Annotated in this window: 10 protein-coding genes; 5 read left to right on the top strand and 5 right to left on the bottom strand. The window is 60.4% G+C overall.

The genetic code is table 11. The annotated features are described in order from the left end of the window. Nucleotides 1-793: 793 nt before the first annotated feature. The 3 genes from ACFSGX_RS12595 to ACFSGX_RS12585 form a co-directional block, all read right to left on the bottom strand. Nucleotides 794-1468, bottom strand: coding sequence for a hypothetical protein (locus ACFSGX_RS12595; RefSeq protein ID WP_380930383.1), 675 nt, complete (start codon nt 1466-1468; stop codon nt 794-796). 108 nt (nt 1469-1576) lie between these two features. Beyond that, the gene (locus ACFSGX_RS12590; protein WP_380930381.1) at nt 1577-3139 is read right to left on the bottom strand and encodes an ATP-binding protein; all 1563 of its coding nucleotides are present in this window, start codon (nt 3137-3139) and stop codon (nt 1577-1579) included. Continuing rightward, nucleotides 3139-5124 carry a PIN-like domain-containing protein gene (locus ACFSGX_RS12585; protein ID WP_380930379.1) on the bottom strand — a complete coding sequence of 662 codons (1986 nt, stop codon included), beginning with the start codon at nt 5122-5124 and terminating at the stop codon, nt 3139-3141. Before ACFSGX_RS12585 ends, ACFSGX_RS12590 begins: the two co-directional genes overlap by 1 nt. 198 nt (nt 5125-5322) lie before the next feature. Here ACFSGX_RS12585 and ACFSGX_RS12580 point away from each other — a divergent pair, with 198 nt between their 5' ends. The 4 genes from ACFSGX_RS12580 (at nt 5323) to ACFSGX_RS12565 (ending at nt 10008) form a co-directional block, all read left to right on the top strand. Beyond that, nucleotides 5323-6351 carry a DGQHR domain-containing protein gene (locus ACFSGX_RS12580; protein ID WP_380930780.1) on the top strand — a complete coding sequence of 343 codons (1029 nt, stop codon included), beginning with the start codon at nt 5323-5325 and terminating at the stop codon, nt 6349-6351. Continuing rightward, on the top strand, nt 6351-7973 hold the full coding sequence (locus tag ACFSGX_RS12575; protein WP_380930377.1) for a radical SAM protein: 1623 nt from the start codon (nt 6351-6353) through the stop codon (nt 7971-7973). The genes ACFSGX_RS12580 and ACFSGX_RS12575 overlap by 1 nt, the downstream gene beginning before the upstream one ends. Continuing rightward, nucleotides 7970-9499: an ATP-binding protein gene (locus ACFSGX_RS12570; RefSeq protein WP_380930375.1), complete on the top strand. Its 1530-nt coding sequence runs from the start codon at nt 7970-7972 to the stop codon at nt 9497-9499. Before ACFSGX_RS12575 ends, ACFSGX_RS12570 begins: the two co-directional genes overlap by 4 nt. A gap of 65 nt (nt 9500-9564) precedes the next feature. Then, complete coding sequence (locus ACFSGX_RS12565; RefSeq protein WP_380930374.1) at nt 9565-10008, top strand: hypothetical protein; 444 nt, start codon at nt 9565-9567, stop codon at nt 10006-10008. Between the two features lie 29 nt (nt 10009-10037). On the opposite strand, the gene ACFSGX_RS12560 is transcribed toward ACFSGX_RS12565, so the two are convergent. Continuing rightward, a complete protein-coding gene (locus ACFSGX_RS12560; protein WP_380930372.1) occupies nt 10038-12407 on the bottom strand; it encodes a DGQHR domain-containing protein in 2370 nt (789 codons plus the stop codon). Nucleotides 12408-12695: 288 nt separating this feature from the next. Further along, nucleotides 12696-14054: a hypothetical protein gene (locus tag ACFSGX_RS12555; RefSeq protein WP_380930370.1), complete on the bottom strand. Its 1359-nt coding sequence runs from the start codon at nt 14052-14054 to the stop codon at nt 12696-12698. Between the two features lie 556 nt (nt 14055-14610). Between ACFSGX_RS12555 and ACFSGX_RS12550 the strand changes: the two genes are divergently transcribed. Continuing rightward, a complete protein-coding gene (locus ACFSGX_RS12550) occupies nt 14611-14982 on the top strand; it encodes a hypothetical protein (RefSeq protein WP_380930368.1) in 372 nt (123 codons plus the stop codon). Nucleotides 14983-15182 lie beyond the last annotated feature (200 nt).

Genomic DNA, 15182 nt, shown 5'->3' with positions numbered 1-15182 from the left:
GCCGACGATACTGAGCCGTTGTCGAACGTGCCCAAGTCGGTAGTTCAAGGCTTGCGACGGTTGAGCGGCACTGCTGGACAGCTGACCAGGCTTTGAGCCAACTGCGCGCTTTGCATCAATTCGCATACGAAGCTCCGGTCTACGCATGAGCGCCGAAGGCCAGGCCGACTGGCAAACAGCGTCTGTTGTCTCGCGCGTGTGCATGGCATCTGCAAGATCAGTAGCGCCAGCGTCGGTCGAGCCGTTTGACCCGACCCGGGTCGAGGTCCGTGTGGTCGGTCTCGTCTCGCGGGACCGGCGCGAAAGGTTCCCGGACGGACGACGAGTAATTACTTCGTCGGTCCGCACCCCGAAGTCCCGCATCGTGAGTGGTGCGATCGTCCGGACGCACAACACTCGCACTCTTCTCCTCGACAGGAGCAGGCTCCCGGACATTGAGTTAACGAACTAGCGATGTCGTAGTCGCCCGAATCGACGCCTTGATGCTGCGCCTAATGCCGATGAGTTTCGCTCGACGATGGCGCTGAATCGCGACCGCGGTCTCGATCAGGAGCACGGCCACCAGCGCCAGTATCGTCGATCTGGCACTGGTACCCGCCATATTTAGCGTGAGAATCGTGAGCAATAGAGCCAAGCCTACTATCAACACGTGGTTTCTTCATCGGCGACCGACCATCTCGATGGCAATGGTGGAACCCGGAATGGCCGGTTTCGAGCAGCGCTCGGCGATTAACGGACCTTCGTTTAGACAATGGCGCGGGGGTCTGCATGTTCGTCGTGGGAATCTGGTTGCTTAAGCTGGATCAGGTACGGCGTCGTCTACGGTTTGATACGTGCGAGCCGCATCGACAGCCGCAGCCCACCGTCGGTTACGAAGGAGACCGGAATGGCGTACGGATAGTTTGCCACAATCCGGAAGAGTGCGGACTAACCGCCTGAAAGTTTCGAAGTGGGCGGCAGGGACCTCCCCGCTCATGGCAACGCTCGTGATGCAATTGAGCGGGATTGCTAAATTATAACTAGGTTCTTCGAAAGGTGCATCGGGAACGGCTACAAGCCGGTACTCTCGCTCCGCCCGAAAGACTTGCCGCTTAATGAACGGTAGGGCATGAAACGGTTTCTCTAAGCTCAGATCTCGCCAGTTCACATAACTCATTGAGCCGTGCTTAATAGCGGGATCGAGCGAAACCGCTTCGATAAGCCTCGCTTTATCGAACGCGATGCACACACCGAAGCCGTGGTCAGCGAAAACCTGCCAATGATGCGCCGTTTCGTTTCCTTCTGCCATGCAATACGCGAAGGCAACCCCTCTTGGGGTAGTGCTGGCGTAAAGGTCCATCAGCTCACGGTCGTTACGATCCGCCCAAGCAAGCGTGTTCAGCAAGGTGATGCGACGGTTGATCAACGTGTCGAGCGCTGCGAGCGTGCTCGTATAACGCTTGAGGGATCCCCAATATTGCACGACCAATCCCTCCTGCTCCATCCTCTAAACGGCACGTAGTGTATTGGCTAACTCATCCGGCTAGCATTCCGAACAGATTATTACATAATTCGATCGGTGCTCTGCGGTGTAATTCTATGACCGCGGCCAGCCGAAGTCGCGACGTACAATTCCTCGCACGCTGGTCAAACAGGGCAATTCTAGATGTTGTTCGAAGACAGCCATCAGTTCGCCTAGCAAAGCGTCGCGCGCTTCATTTTCGATCCTGTCCGTATCCATCTCAGGAGCTGGCGGTGCGAGCTTGCCTACCGCCTCGGTCTTCATGTCGAGCAACCGAGCTCCGAGCGACTGCAGTGAACTGAGTGTTGACGCATCTGCGTTGCGTGATGCTCTGCTGACCTCCGAGTGAAGCTTTGTCATATCCGAAGAAACTTTGAGCGTTCGGTCACCATTCCTGAAGGCATTGCGGCGTAGGGATTCAAAGTCCTCTACCATCCGTTCCGTCCTCTGCGTCAGCTTCTCCAAGGAAAGCTGACCTTGATTGGACACGTCCTGCGCCCAAGTGCCGGCGTCCTTGCAGACGCTCGAACCGATTTCCCCCCGTATCGTCGTCCACGCCTTAGTGTCTTCGAAGCCGTCGCGCCGCGCATTGGGCACAATCGCCTTAGGATCGACGAAAATCTCCCCGATGAACCAATCCTGATAGCGCCCATTTGACTTGTTTTGGCGCTGGAAAATTTCGCGAACGACCGCCGTGCCGTCTATCTGAATGTTCTTCGCACGAACGCGAATGCCTCGCACCTCTTCGTCAGTATATGAGCCAGGTACTTCCTTCTTGCCGACCCATGCCCACCACTGTTTGGTGGGAGAAATGTAGAACTTCTTGTCCGATAGCGCGACCTTTGCTTCTACGTCTTGGATAGCGAACTTTGCCGTGAACGGTTTCAACACCGGCTTTGGCTGTTGGCCGGGCTCCTCAATTACAATCTTCACAGTTTCGATCGGCACCGGCGCAGACTTAGCAAACTCCCGAATCGCATCGGCGAATGGGAAGTCATCGCGGTAATCCACGGGGGACACTTGCTCGAGGAAAAGCGCCATTTCCGTCGCGGATGTCACCTCTTTCGGCGCTTCAACGAAAGTGCGCATTGCGACTTCAAAGAATGGAAGATCGGCAGCAAGCGCGTCGTCCTGAGTGGCCTTCACGCAATCTTTTAGGAGCTGCTGAGCGGTGTAGCGACTGCCCCGCTCCGGCGACATCATCTCACGCATCTTCTTCGCATCAAAAACGACTTTCGTAGAGGCGCTTTCTCCGCTTGCCTTTGTGGTGAACGTAAGCGTCTCGCAGAACGCGACGCCAGCAAGGCGCCCGATCCCTCGAAATCCTGCATCGGTCGAGAAGTCTTTCGCGGATGCCCCGATCGATGTGAGCGTTTTCACGGCAGTGTCAGACGACAGACCGGCACCATTGTCACGGATGCGGATACCGGCACCGTCGGCGTCGAAGATGATGCGGATAAGCCCATCAGACGGTCGGAGCTGGTGTAGCTTGTTTACCGCACGCTGGATCGAATCGAAGCCGTTCTGCACATACTCTCGAATCGCATTCCGGGTCTCCTCGTACATTCCGATCGTCAGCGTCTCGAGAACGAATCCGCCGAAATACGGGTCGACCTCAATATTGCGGGTACCGGCCATTACTTCTTCTCCCCGGTGACATCTCGCCAGACATCGGTCGGCGCACGCAACCCTATATGTTCGTCGTATGTATAACCGTCCATCGCTGTGCCGGCGGGGCCGAGCTGGCGCCGCGGCAAAACGTAGAGATCAGCAAGATGGTCCAGCAAAAGCTCGGCTGTGAGCTGGGCGCTTCCGAACCGGCGAGCGATTCGGAGTTTCGGGTCCGCTTGAACGTCGATGATCAGGTTATGATCGTTGATCCAGATTGCGCGTAGCGCCCTGTTTCGGTCGAGCTCCGTGTCTATCTTAATTTCAGCAAATATTGGCAACGGGTCCGAGGGTATGAACAGTGGCAAGCGAGGCGCCGACAGTGCCTTCTTTCGGATCTGCTCGATCGGTGCCCGGGCGATTGGCTGATCGAGCATGACAAGCAGCTTCTGCGCCACGAGACCATTCGGCGTACATAGCAGCTTGTTTTTGCCATCGAGATAAGTGCCGGCAAGGAGCCCCATAAACAGGAACGTCGCTGTCTCTTTCGGAAACGAACTCAGCGCGGCTGCGAGATCGGCCGCGACCGCAGCGCGCTGTGTATCACCATTAGCTGAAATGAGAAGTCGACGAGCAAACCCAACCAGACCCGCGCCACCAAGGCTTCCCGCGACCCCGCTAGTTATCAGGCCGAGGGCATCTTGTGATGCGAGCGCTTTGCCGAAATTGGATTCGAATTCCTCAAGCCCCCTCGGAGACGCGGCATCGTCCCGGGTGTCATATAGTGCGCGCTGCACGACCGCGTCACTCGCAGTTAGGCTCGAAGGGTCGAGGAAGCGGACGCTGGTCGCACGAGCCGCGCCTTCAGCGATCCTTTCCAATTCACGCTCCTGCCGTTCTCGTGCCTCATTCCGCAACTCTGCATCCGTCTTCGGGGGCGGAAGGCTGGGTGGTTGCGCGGCCGCGACGAAACCTGCGACATCACCCGGTCCCCGCTTCATGACTTCTGCCAGACGAGCCTGGTCGAGGAGCACCAGTTCACGGGCGTCGGCGGTTCGCGCTGCTTCGAAACTAAGCATTGGGTGCGGGGGCTGGACGCCACTGGCCTTGCCTTCGTTATCTCCCCGCACGGGCAGCTTGCCAGCCATCCGCCAGTCGTTTTTTACGTCCTTAGTCAGGATTGCGACTGTCCTGACGCGGTGGGCGCGCGCGTGTTCTAAAATCTCTTGCCAGAAGACAAGGTCGCCCCACCGGTTGCTACCGATCACGACGTCATTGCCGTCATGATCGTCTGTTTCGGTTTCCTTCTTGCGCTTGTCCTGAAATCCAGGCGGCACCCGGCCCGTGAAGCGGGCGTCGGCCAGCGTCTCGATTGAAGAGAATCGGTCGAAGATTTCCCCGCCCTTCATCGCTCTCGCATTAGCGAACTCGATAACCTCACGAGCGTTGCGTTCGTAACTAGCTTTCCATGCCGTTGTCCGATCGGTCAGCGTCCTAACCGCTCTGAGCGCATCTTTTGCCTGTTCACGCTGCAGTGAAACGCTTGATGCGCCATTGAGGGGCTCATCAAACAAAGTCCACATTGTCGGAAAGCTTTCGCCGATTACTTTTGTCAGCTTCTTGATATGTTCGTCCAGGTCGATGGTTATCCTGCCTTCGACATGGTGACGGTACAATTCGTGAAGCGACCAAGTGGGGACGGCCACACGGTCGGCGCACGCCCCCTCGAGCCATCCGTAAAATTCGGCCCGCGAAGCGGGGCTTATCTTGATCAACCACATCAGAAACGACGTATCAATATAAACGTAACTACCCGGCGCTCGCAGCGCGAGATCGACGCGTGCGGTGAATGCCGTTATATCCTCGCTGTCGATCGGTAGCCTCAGTGATGCGTCTCGATTCCCTTGGCGTGGGACCTCCGTTGTGCGTCGCGAGTTTGTGACTGTCCGCCGAAGCAAATTTCGGAATGCGGTCACCTTTTTGTGGACTTTCAGATCGTCCCCCCCCGGGCGCATTGGCGCCTTTATGCTCTTCGCGCGCCGTGCGGCAACGCGTTTCCGCTTGCAAGAGCTAACGTAGGACTTGGACGCGAGCAATGTGGGATTCGCATGAATTTGCTGCGCGCCACCATCGTGTATTGACAGCGGCGGGCTAGATCGCGATGCAGCGATGCGCTACCTGCATCGAGACGATGCAAATTGCGCAGTGTCACAATGCGAGGTAGCCGGATGCCTACAGTCGAAATCACTTGCAGCACCGGTCGGTCTGGCGACCGTAAGGTGCTTCTCGGGTTCGCGCGTGCGTCAGTCCTTCATGCAGTTAGCTTTCCCGACGTGCTCGACGAGCGGAGCGGCGAAGGCTATCAGCGCCGCTTCAATTCCGGACATAGCCTCGACTTCCGGCGCTATATCCGGGAGGTCGGAAGCACGACCATCCCGCTGACCTTCAACCTTCGGGCGACGGATAGCTGTGGCTGGACGCTGGTGGAGAACGGCTCCGGCGCAGCGCACCTGACCATCGATCCCGCGGCGGGGCCGGTGATGGCGCAAGTCGATTGCCAGCATCGCCTCGGCCACCTCGCCGATCTAGACATCGAGCTGCCCTTCATGTGCTTCGTGGGGCTCACCGTCGAGGAGGAGATGGCGGTGTTCACGGTCATCAACCGCAAAGCCAAGGGTCTCAGCCGCAGTCTACTCGACTTCCATGATGCCCGGCTCTGCGAGGACCTGGCGAACGACCGGCCCGAACTCTTCATCGCGCTCTGCCTGTCGAACGATCCCGCGTCTCCGTGGTGCGGCCAGTTGGACGTGGGCGGCAACAAGGTGTCCGGCATGACGCGCAAGGCGTCGCTGCGCACCCTGCAGAAGGCGGTACGCCGCTTCCTCAACAGGTCCGCCATCCTGAAGCAGCGCTCGGTTGAGGAGGCGGCAAAGGTCGTGCTCGACTTTTGGATCGCTGTATCCATCGCGATGCAAAACGACTGGTCCCGGCCGCGGGGATCGCTCCTCGCGAAGGGGGTCGGCGTGTACGCCCTCATGGACATCGCAGCGGACATGTGGCGCGAAAGCGGCTCCGCGCTGACCCGCGACCTCATGATCGCGCACCTCTCCGACCTCGCTGCCGACGTCGACTGGTCATCGGATGGGCCGTTCAAGGGACTTGGCGGAGAGGGTGGAGTGACGGCCGCCGTGACGTTGCTGCGCGGCATCCGCGTACAGCAGACCATGCGGGCGGTTGCCTGATGGCCGGCAAGCGCATCCTGCTCATCGAGCCCGGCTACAAGAACAAGTATCCGCCGCTAGGATTGATGAAGATCGCCCAGTATCACGGGCCGAACGGCAAAAACGACCACGTCACGTTCGTGAAGGGCGAGGATCCGTCCGTACTGTCGCAGGCCTGGGACCGGATCTACGTCACGACGCTGTTCTCGTTCGAGTACCCGAAGATTTCGACGAGCATCGACTACGCTCTCAAGGTCGCGAACGGACAGGCCGACAAGGTCTTCGTCGGCGGCATCGCGGCGTCGCTTATGCACGAGCGCTTCCTCGAGGAGCGTCGGTGGCAGGGTGTGCGGTTCATCAAGGGACTGCTGACGGGGCCCCCCGCCAAGGCGCTGCAGCTCGACGACTTTTCGGAGGAGCTCTACTCGGACGACTACAGCAACACAGCCATCGAGGATCTCGTCCCCGATTACAGCATCCTCTCCCAGATCGATTACGAATACCCGGTTCGCGACGCCTACTTTGCCTATACATCGCGCGGATGCATCCGGAAGTGCCACTTCTGCGGCGTTCCCAAGCTCGAGGGCATGCAGCGCGACGTGGAATCGCTTACCGACATCGTCCGTTCCATCGACGAGATGTACGGTCCAAAGAAGGACCTGATCCTCATGGACAACAACGTCGTCGCCAGCCCGCGATTCAAGGAGATCATCGCCGAGATCCGCGACCTAGGATTCACGCCGGGCGCCAAGCTGACGCGGCCGGGATCCCGCGTGGCTGTCCAGCGTAGGGTCGACTTCAACCAAGGCGTCGACGCGCGCATCCTGTGTAAGGACCCGATGTACCTGCGCGAGCTGGCGACAATCTGCCTCAAGCCGCTCCGCATCGCGTTCGACCATCTCGGCGTCCGCAAGCCATACGAGCAGGCGGTCCGCTACGCCCACGAGCACGGACTGACCGAGCTTTCGAACTACATGCTCTACAACTTCCACGATGACCCCGCCGACCTGTTCGCGCGTATGCGCCTCAACGTCACGCTGAACGAGGAGCTCAACATCCGCGTCTGGTCGTTCCCGATGCGCTACCAGCCGACCAATCGTCCGGACCGCGGCCATATCGGTGACAAGTGGTCGCGTTTCGAGCTGCGCTCGATGCAGATCATCCTGCAGGCGACCCACGGCGTGGTCAGCGGCGAGCCGACCTTCTTCCGGCGCGCCTTCGGCGACACCGTCGCCGAATACGAGACTATCCTGATGATGCCACACGACATGATCTTCAACCGCGACTGGTACGACAAGCTCGACGGGCGAGGCGAGTACGACCAGTACTTGGCGGAGGCCAACCGGCTGTCCCCCGAGCGACGCCACGAGCTCAAGACGCTGCTGTCGTCTTGCGACCCGCGCCACTACCACACACTACCGGCCTTAACCGACGACGAGGGCATCCGTTCGATCCTCCAGTTCTACATGCCTCGTCCGAAGGACGAGCTCATGTCCATCTGGCGAAAGCAGGCAGAGTGGAGCGCTGTTGCCCACGCGCTCAATGTGCCCGAGGATGAGCGCGTCGAGGACGCAGGACTGGACGCCGAAGAGGAGCCGATCGTCACGGTCGCGGAGCCGGCACGCGCAAGGAAGGCCGCATGAGCGCGCCCATTCGCCTCGCGAAGGCATCCGAAGTAGTCGGAGGTGGCCCGGCAATCGTCGGGAAGGACGTGCTCGAGCTGCTGTCCACGGCGATGTACGTTGATCCGCTCACGATCTACCGGGAGTACGTGCAGAACGCCGCCGACGCGATCGACCAGGCCCGGGCAAGTGGCCACGACGCGCGGCGGGTCGAGATCGTACTGGATGCCGCCGTCAGGACTGCGACGATCCGGGACGACGCGGCGGGCATCCCCACGTCCGACTTCCGGCGCGTGCTCACCTCGGTCGGTGCTAGCGCTAAGCGCGGGACGGACGCCCGCGGCTTCCGCGGCGTCGGACGCCTTTCAGGACTCGCCTACGCCCGGTCGCTCACCTTCCAGTCGCGCGCAGCCGGGGAGGCCCGAGTCTCGACCATGACGTGGAACTGCCAGGCTCTGCGCACCGCGCTGCGCGATCCGACCGACACGCGCGACCTCGCGGCGATCATCGACGCTATTACGACCACCACCGTCACCGACGAAGCGGGCGCCCCCTATTTCGAAGTGCGCCTCGAGGGCGTGGCCCGGCAGGGCGACGACAGGGTGATGTCACCGGGTGCGGTCGCCGACTATCTCTGCGAGATCGCGCCGGTCCCGCTCGATACGTCCTTCTCGCATGGGGCGGCCATCGCGGAGAGACTCGGCGGTACCGTGTCGCTGGGCGACCTGACGATCACAATCAATGGAGGCGAGCCGCTTACGCGTCCGTTCCGGGACGAGCTTTCCGTCGATGGCGGCCGTCCTCTTAGGCTGCGCGAGGTCGCCTTCGTAGAGGTGCCATCCATCGACGGCGGCATTGCCGCCATCGGGTGGATCGCGCATCACGACTACGAAGGTGCCATCCACCCGTCCACACATGTCCGTGGCCTGCGGGTCCGGGCCGGCGACGTGCAGGTCGGCGAAGCCGGCGTACTCGCTGACGTCTTCCCAGAATCGCGCTTCGACGCCTGGACCGTCGGCGAGGTGCATGTCCTCGACCCGCGCATCATCCCAAACGGTAGGCGCGACGATTTCGAGCGCAACGTGCATCTCGCGAACCTTAAGAATCACCTCGCGCCGCTCGGCCGTGACGTCGCCAACCGCTGCCGCACCAGCTCGCGCGACCGCAAGCGCCTGCGCGACCTGGAACTCGAGCAGGCGGCCGCGCGCGAGGGTCTCGCGGTGCTAGCCCAAGGCGCTCTCGACGCCACGGGTCGCGACCGCATGGCGCTCGGCGTGGAGCTGTCGCTCATGCGCGCCGAGAAGCTGCTCGGCGAGCCCGATCTGCTCGACAACGCCAACGGCAGCGACCGGGGCGAGGTGGCGCGGCTGCGCTCCGAACTCGAACAGCTGGCCGGCGACAACGCCCCCGCTGCCTCGCCGCTGGATCGGCTGAGTCCCAATCGCCGCGCGCTCTACGAGGAGATGTTCTCGCTGATATACGAATGCTCGGCCAACCGGTCGGCGGCGAAGAGCTTGGTCGACCGCATAATGTTGAAGATTGCGTGAGAAAAGATCGCCCAACAGGCAGCTCGCGGCGTGTCCGACATGGCCTGCTGGGCGGGTGAGTCCGGATGCCGCGCAAGTCCCGCTTCGACATCGCGTTCGAGGAGCTTTGGGGCGAGTTCAAAGCGAACACGAAGCGGAAGTTCTTCAGCGACATCCAGGGCCAGCTGGAGGAAGACGAGACAATCCGCGACATCCTGCGCAAGAGCCGGGCGGAACCACAATACCTTGCTGTGTCCTTCGATCGTAAGCCAAACGACGAGCAGTTCTCCTATCACTACTTTGACCTGGCGCTCGTAATCCTCGACGCGATCTTCGGCGGCTCGGGCATTACGAAGCCGGTGAATCAGCTCCGCGTGCTACGCTGGGAAGCTACGCGCTCTGACCTGTTGAAGGTCCTCAACTACCTTGCAGCCCAGAACCGCGAGCTAAGGTTCAGGCGAGTGCTCATAGTCCCGTTCCCAAGTCCGATCATAGGACGAAGGCTCGACCGATCGACGCACATGCGCTGACCGAGGCTTTCGCCTCGGACCTTTTCCACTTAGGCCGCCTCGCGCTGCTCCTCGGGCTCGTCGAATAGCAACTGAGTCTTACCATCCACCGGCTCCTTACCCTCGATGTGTCGCTTAACCAGGGCGTAGACATCTCGCACATACTCGACCTGGTCGCGCGAGAGCGGCCCCTTCTCGACGTGTGTCGTGATATTGCGCAGGCGGCTGATCCTGCCAATCCAGCGCGCCAGCTTCGCCTTCGCGCCCTTCCCGTAGAAGTTGTAGTGTTCCTTGAAGAGGTCCCAGTTGCCCTCGTAGACCACGATCTGCGAGTAATCGATCAGGTTGAGCGACTGCCACCTGTCACGAGAGGTGTCCCCCTCAGTGTTGTAGCGGACATCGCAGTCGATCCGGACCTGCTTCGGCACTCCGGTGATCCACCAAGAGTCGCGGGTCTCGCCGTAATGCGCCTTCAGCGTCGAGACGACGTCGTCGTACAGGATCTTGTGTATCTCGAGGATCATGTCGCGGGCCTGCTCAGTCCCGGCGGCGTCCTGTGATTCCAGGTAATCCCTGATCTCGGGCAGGTCGAAGTCGGACTTGGCGGACGCGACGATCGCCATCATCTGCAGTGCGTTCTGATCCACGCTTGTCAGCGAGCTCCCACGCGCGCGGAAGTAGGTCACCTCGTTAGTGGTCGCGCGAGCGAAAAAGTCGATGACCGGTTGCGCGTACGGCTGGACGAGCTCGATCAGTTCCTCGGCGGACGACGAGACGACCCTCGTCCCGTCCGACTCCACGAAGTGCACGATCTTTCGCAGCAACACGAGCAGCGCGCGCAGACCGAGGTTGGTGCCGAGATAGCCCCCCTTGGCGTCCCCAAGATCCCAATGGTCCGGAGCACCCTTCGCGTACAGGTTAAAGTACAGCTGCAAGCCGCGCTGCAGTTTGCGCATAGAGTCCGTCGCGTTCGCTGAGAGGTGCCCGAGCGGTCCTGGCTGCAGCACGGATGCGCCGTTGCGACCGGAGGGCCTCTGAATCTTTCCAACGAGGTTGGTTCCCTTGATGCCATCGACCAGCGATGTGAGCGTCAGGCATCTCCTGTTAGTCTTGTCGTCGCCGGTCAGTAGTATCCGGTCCTTCAAAGGAGACGCCTTATCGGAACCCATGTTCAGCACTGCCCGCGCGCAGATCGCCTCGAGCCGCTTGCCCGGATCCTCGTCCTCGATGTCCAGGTTCGAGACGAGCTCCTTCACGAGGTTGCTCTGCACCTTCACCTGCTGGGTGTTTATGTCGACGAACATCTTGATCTCGGCCGTCGAAGGCAGGTTCTCGTATGCCAGCACCGACACGACCGAACGGTCCTCCTCGGCATCCCGCCCGGCGTAAGCATAGCCGTAGAGGCGATGTTGCCCGTCGATGACCCAGGCGGACCCGTATTGGCCGGGCAGCTCGAGCATGCCCGTTGCCGTGTCGCCGAAACGATCCTTGAGGTCGAACCGAAGGCCGTCGCGCTTAATGTTCACCACGATGTTGGTCGGGAACGTCCCGCCCTCGTCGATGAAGGCGCCGATGGACTTGAGTCGCGTAGGCTTGACCATGCGCTGGTAGGTATCGAGGTCGTCGTTCGACCTGCCCATGTGGCTGATGTAGGCGATGCGGAGCAGGTCGTGGGGCGAGATGAGAAAGCTATAGAAGGTCGTGTCGCCTACGCGGCCCCGGGTGGCGGGCAAGGAAGTCCGCAGCCCCTCGACCTTCTCGTCACGAAGGTACCGTCCTAGGAACTGGTAGCGCGCTGCGACCTTCAGGATGCCTGTCAGGCGCTGAAAGTACTCTAGGTCCGCCTCGGTGATGATCGGCACCTTGGCCGTCGCCGCCCTGTCGCGGTCTGCGGTCCGGATATCCACATTGCGTGTGGCGATCGCTAGCTTGACCTTTAGCTTGCTATCGCGGCCATACTTGGCCTTGACCGCGGCAATCACATCCTCACGAACGGCCTCAATCTTGTCCAGCAGACCCTTGATCGATTTCGCGCCGCCGTCGCGCGAGTGCGTGCACTCAACGATGAACACCGTCTCGTCGTCCTTGGCGAAGACGTCGAGCTGACGTCTGGACGAACCGTCCTTGCCAGTGACCATGAGATTACGGTCCGCGTTCATCTCCTTGAAGCCCATCCGGTAGAAAAGGGTCCAGACATCGTCCTCAAGCTGGCGGTCTTCGGGCTTGGCGCGCTGGAGGCGTAGAGAGCGCTTGTTCTCCTTTGCCAACTTCCAACCATCAAGCTCTTCGGCCTCGCGCTTCATCTTGAGCGCGGTTGCCGACGCGGCGGTCACCGTCTTTTCGTCGACGCGCTTCGAGCGCAGGCCATATGCGCTACGCAGTTCATCGCCGCTGACCAGGTCCCCAAGCGTCGCCGTCATCCGCAAACTCCCCCCGGGGCCCCGTTTCCCGTTCCAGGTACATTGTCGCGCAGGGGCAAGCACGTCCAGCAAAACCGCGCTCATAGCGACCACGTCCTGCGTCGAAGGGCAAGTCCCATGACGGTTCGCGGAACAGGGGGGCTTCGCCTCCCGCCCGTCCTTGTGCTGCTGGCACCCGGCGCGTCAAAAATGTATTAAAAGAAATAGCAAGTTCAATGGGAGCAGAAACTACGGGCTAAGCGACGGCTGCTGGGTCCCGCAAGACTTCGGAGGCCTGGAAAGTGCGGCCTAATAGAATCCGCGCAGCGGAATATTGTGGTTGCGTGCTTGATGCTCAACGATGATCGGCTGGCAGTCGAGTGCTCCTGCGATATCATTGAGCTGATCGCTCGTCAGCGCGCCATTGCCGACCTTGTGACGGAGATAGTCGGCGGGGCATAGCAATTCCGCGGCAAAGGACCGGCTGGCCTGTTGGCGATAGGTGGAGGCGGTCGTGAGCAACGGATAATCGCCAGGGGACGCGTTCCAGCCAAGATAAGCGGCACGACATTCGCGAAATCGCCATTGCGCGGTCGATCTTGCCGCTACTCGGGCATGGATTTCGGTGTCCCCCCGAGCGAGTAAACCCTCCACGACCGGGGGAGCGTCATCAATCTGCCCCACCTCGGCAGTCCCGAGCAGACGCCTAGTAGCTCTGCGGGGATCATCGTCGAGCAAAAGCTTTGAGCGTAGCGCGATCGCGTCGCGATACCCTGCCTCATACGAGGGAATACGTGGATCGATCGTTGGTCTCTTACCGAAGTCGCTCACGTCAATGACTGGTGCCCGATCTAGAGTCGATTGCTCTCGCGAGACCCATGCCGAGGCGCGGGCGAGCTCGTCGAATCGGGCGGCTTCGCACAGATCATCAAAACTGTCCTCGGGAAGCTCGGCTGCAAACACGCTGATATCCGGCGTCTCCGGATCATAGGGATCGAAACCAAGGCGCCCTGCCGCGGTACAATAGTTGTGTTCTTCCGGATCCTCGAGGGAGCGCACAACACCGGCCCAGCGTTCAGCAAGCTGCGGATCAGACTGTCCATCGCTTTCAATCCAACCGAGCACCGTGTCGACGAGTTCAAACAACTGGCTTTCGAGTTGCTGCCTAGACACGGTCACGCGTTCACGGCTTTCGTCGACCAGTTCAATTTGACTAAGACTACGTTGGCTGACCGCAGGCGCGCGGCTGACACGAGCCGCAACCTCGCGTTCACTCGGCAGCATCTCCCGCGCAGGAGCGCGACTGAAACGGTGGATGCGGCCTGTTTCGATCGTGATCGCCTCTTCACCGGCAGACCAGATCCCGAAAGATGGAAAGACGAAACCGGTTACGAAAGCATCGAGATGGTGGCGCGCCATTCGCTTCGGGGTCGCTTCTTCAGGGCGCCACGGCTCGTATAGCAGGGTCCACCAGTTTTCCGCGATGCCGGTTGCAAGGTTATAAAGCGGCAGTTTCAGATAATCGCGTGCGCCCGTCTTGCGATTAACGCTACGGCTTAGAAACCGGTCGCCGACTTGAAGCCACAAACGCGCGAAGGTTGCGGCTTCGACGGGATCCTCGAACGCGCCCTCAATTTGCTCAAACCGGATCAAAAGATCGTCACTCATACGTCAATCTCAAGCCGCGCAGTTTGCGCCGCTGTCAACGGATATGCCTTATAGCCGTTCGGGGGATGGCTCAATCGTCGCGCCTCGTAAACGATGCCCGTATCCACAGGATCGCGAGCCCAGACATACTGGGGAAGGCTGTTGCCCGACCTTCCATCGAATTGGCCCCGTTCAATGGCGCTACGGAGCAACGTCGTCGCCGCAGCCTGTTCCCACGCCCATTTGCGTGGGCAAAGCATGCAATCGGGGCTTTCCGAAGCGTCGCCAACATGCCTGGCACCCGGACGGGGTGAGGGGGCGCCAGCGAAGCTCATCGTGTCCTTGTGCTGAACACTCCCCTCGTAGGTGGCCTGAGCTGCGAGCCGTTGCAAAATTGTTGCGGACAGCGAAACGGAAGCCGGCCGGACCTTCGGCGCGACGGGGGGGGGCTTGCGCATCTGCTTTGGACGTCGCGGCATCATCGGCTGGCAGAGACATCATGCGTAGTATATTTGCAAGTCGCCTTCAGAGTGCGTCCTGCTGAACGGCGGACGGTGCGCAACATATCGTGGAGCTTATGAGCATCATTGGCTGGAAGCTTTATCCATCGGAACGAGAGAGACTGCTTGTATCGATCCGGCCGACATGGCCCGACGTCGTTGCCGACCATGTCACTCTTGATGCTAGCGCCAAGGACGCGAGCGCGCTGCCAACGCAACGCGAAGGTGTAATCGTTGGATCAATTGACGACGGCAACGGCCTACAAGCGCTCGTGGTTTCGATCAATGGCACGACGCGCAGGCCCGATGGAAACACCTTTCATATTACTTGGTCGCTTGATCGATCGAAAGGACGCCGAGCAAATGAGAGCAATGCCCTGCTTAGCAGTCGAATATTTGAGCCTCTCAAAGATCCGATTGTGATTCACTTGTTTCCCGCTTATATCTGAATGGGAATTGAATTCACGCTTTTGGCAGAGCGGCCGCAGATGAAGCCGAGCCACGCGCAAAACGTGGATCAATGCAGACACCGCAATCCGACGAACTTGTTCAGCATGCGGGCTGCGCTCAACTTGGAGGAAGTCGCTATCCATTTTCGGCCGGTCCGGAGCGTGTAGCGGGTTGGCGCAAACCGCAACTTGCGCATGTT

This window comes from Sphingomonas arantia (genome assembly GCF_042682045.1).
Lineage (GTDB): Bacteria > Pseudomonadota > Alphaproteobacteria > Sphingomonadales > Sphingomonadaceae > Sphingomonas_R > Sphingomonas_R arantia.
Note: the sequence above shows the minus strand (reverse complement) of the source record. Positions and strands in the feature narration are given on the sequence as shown.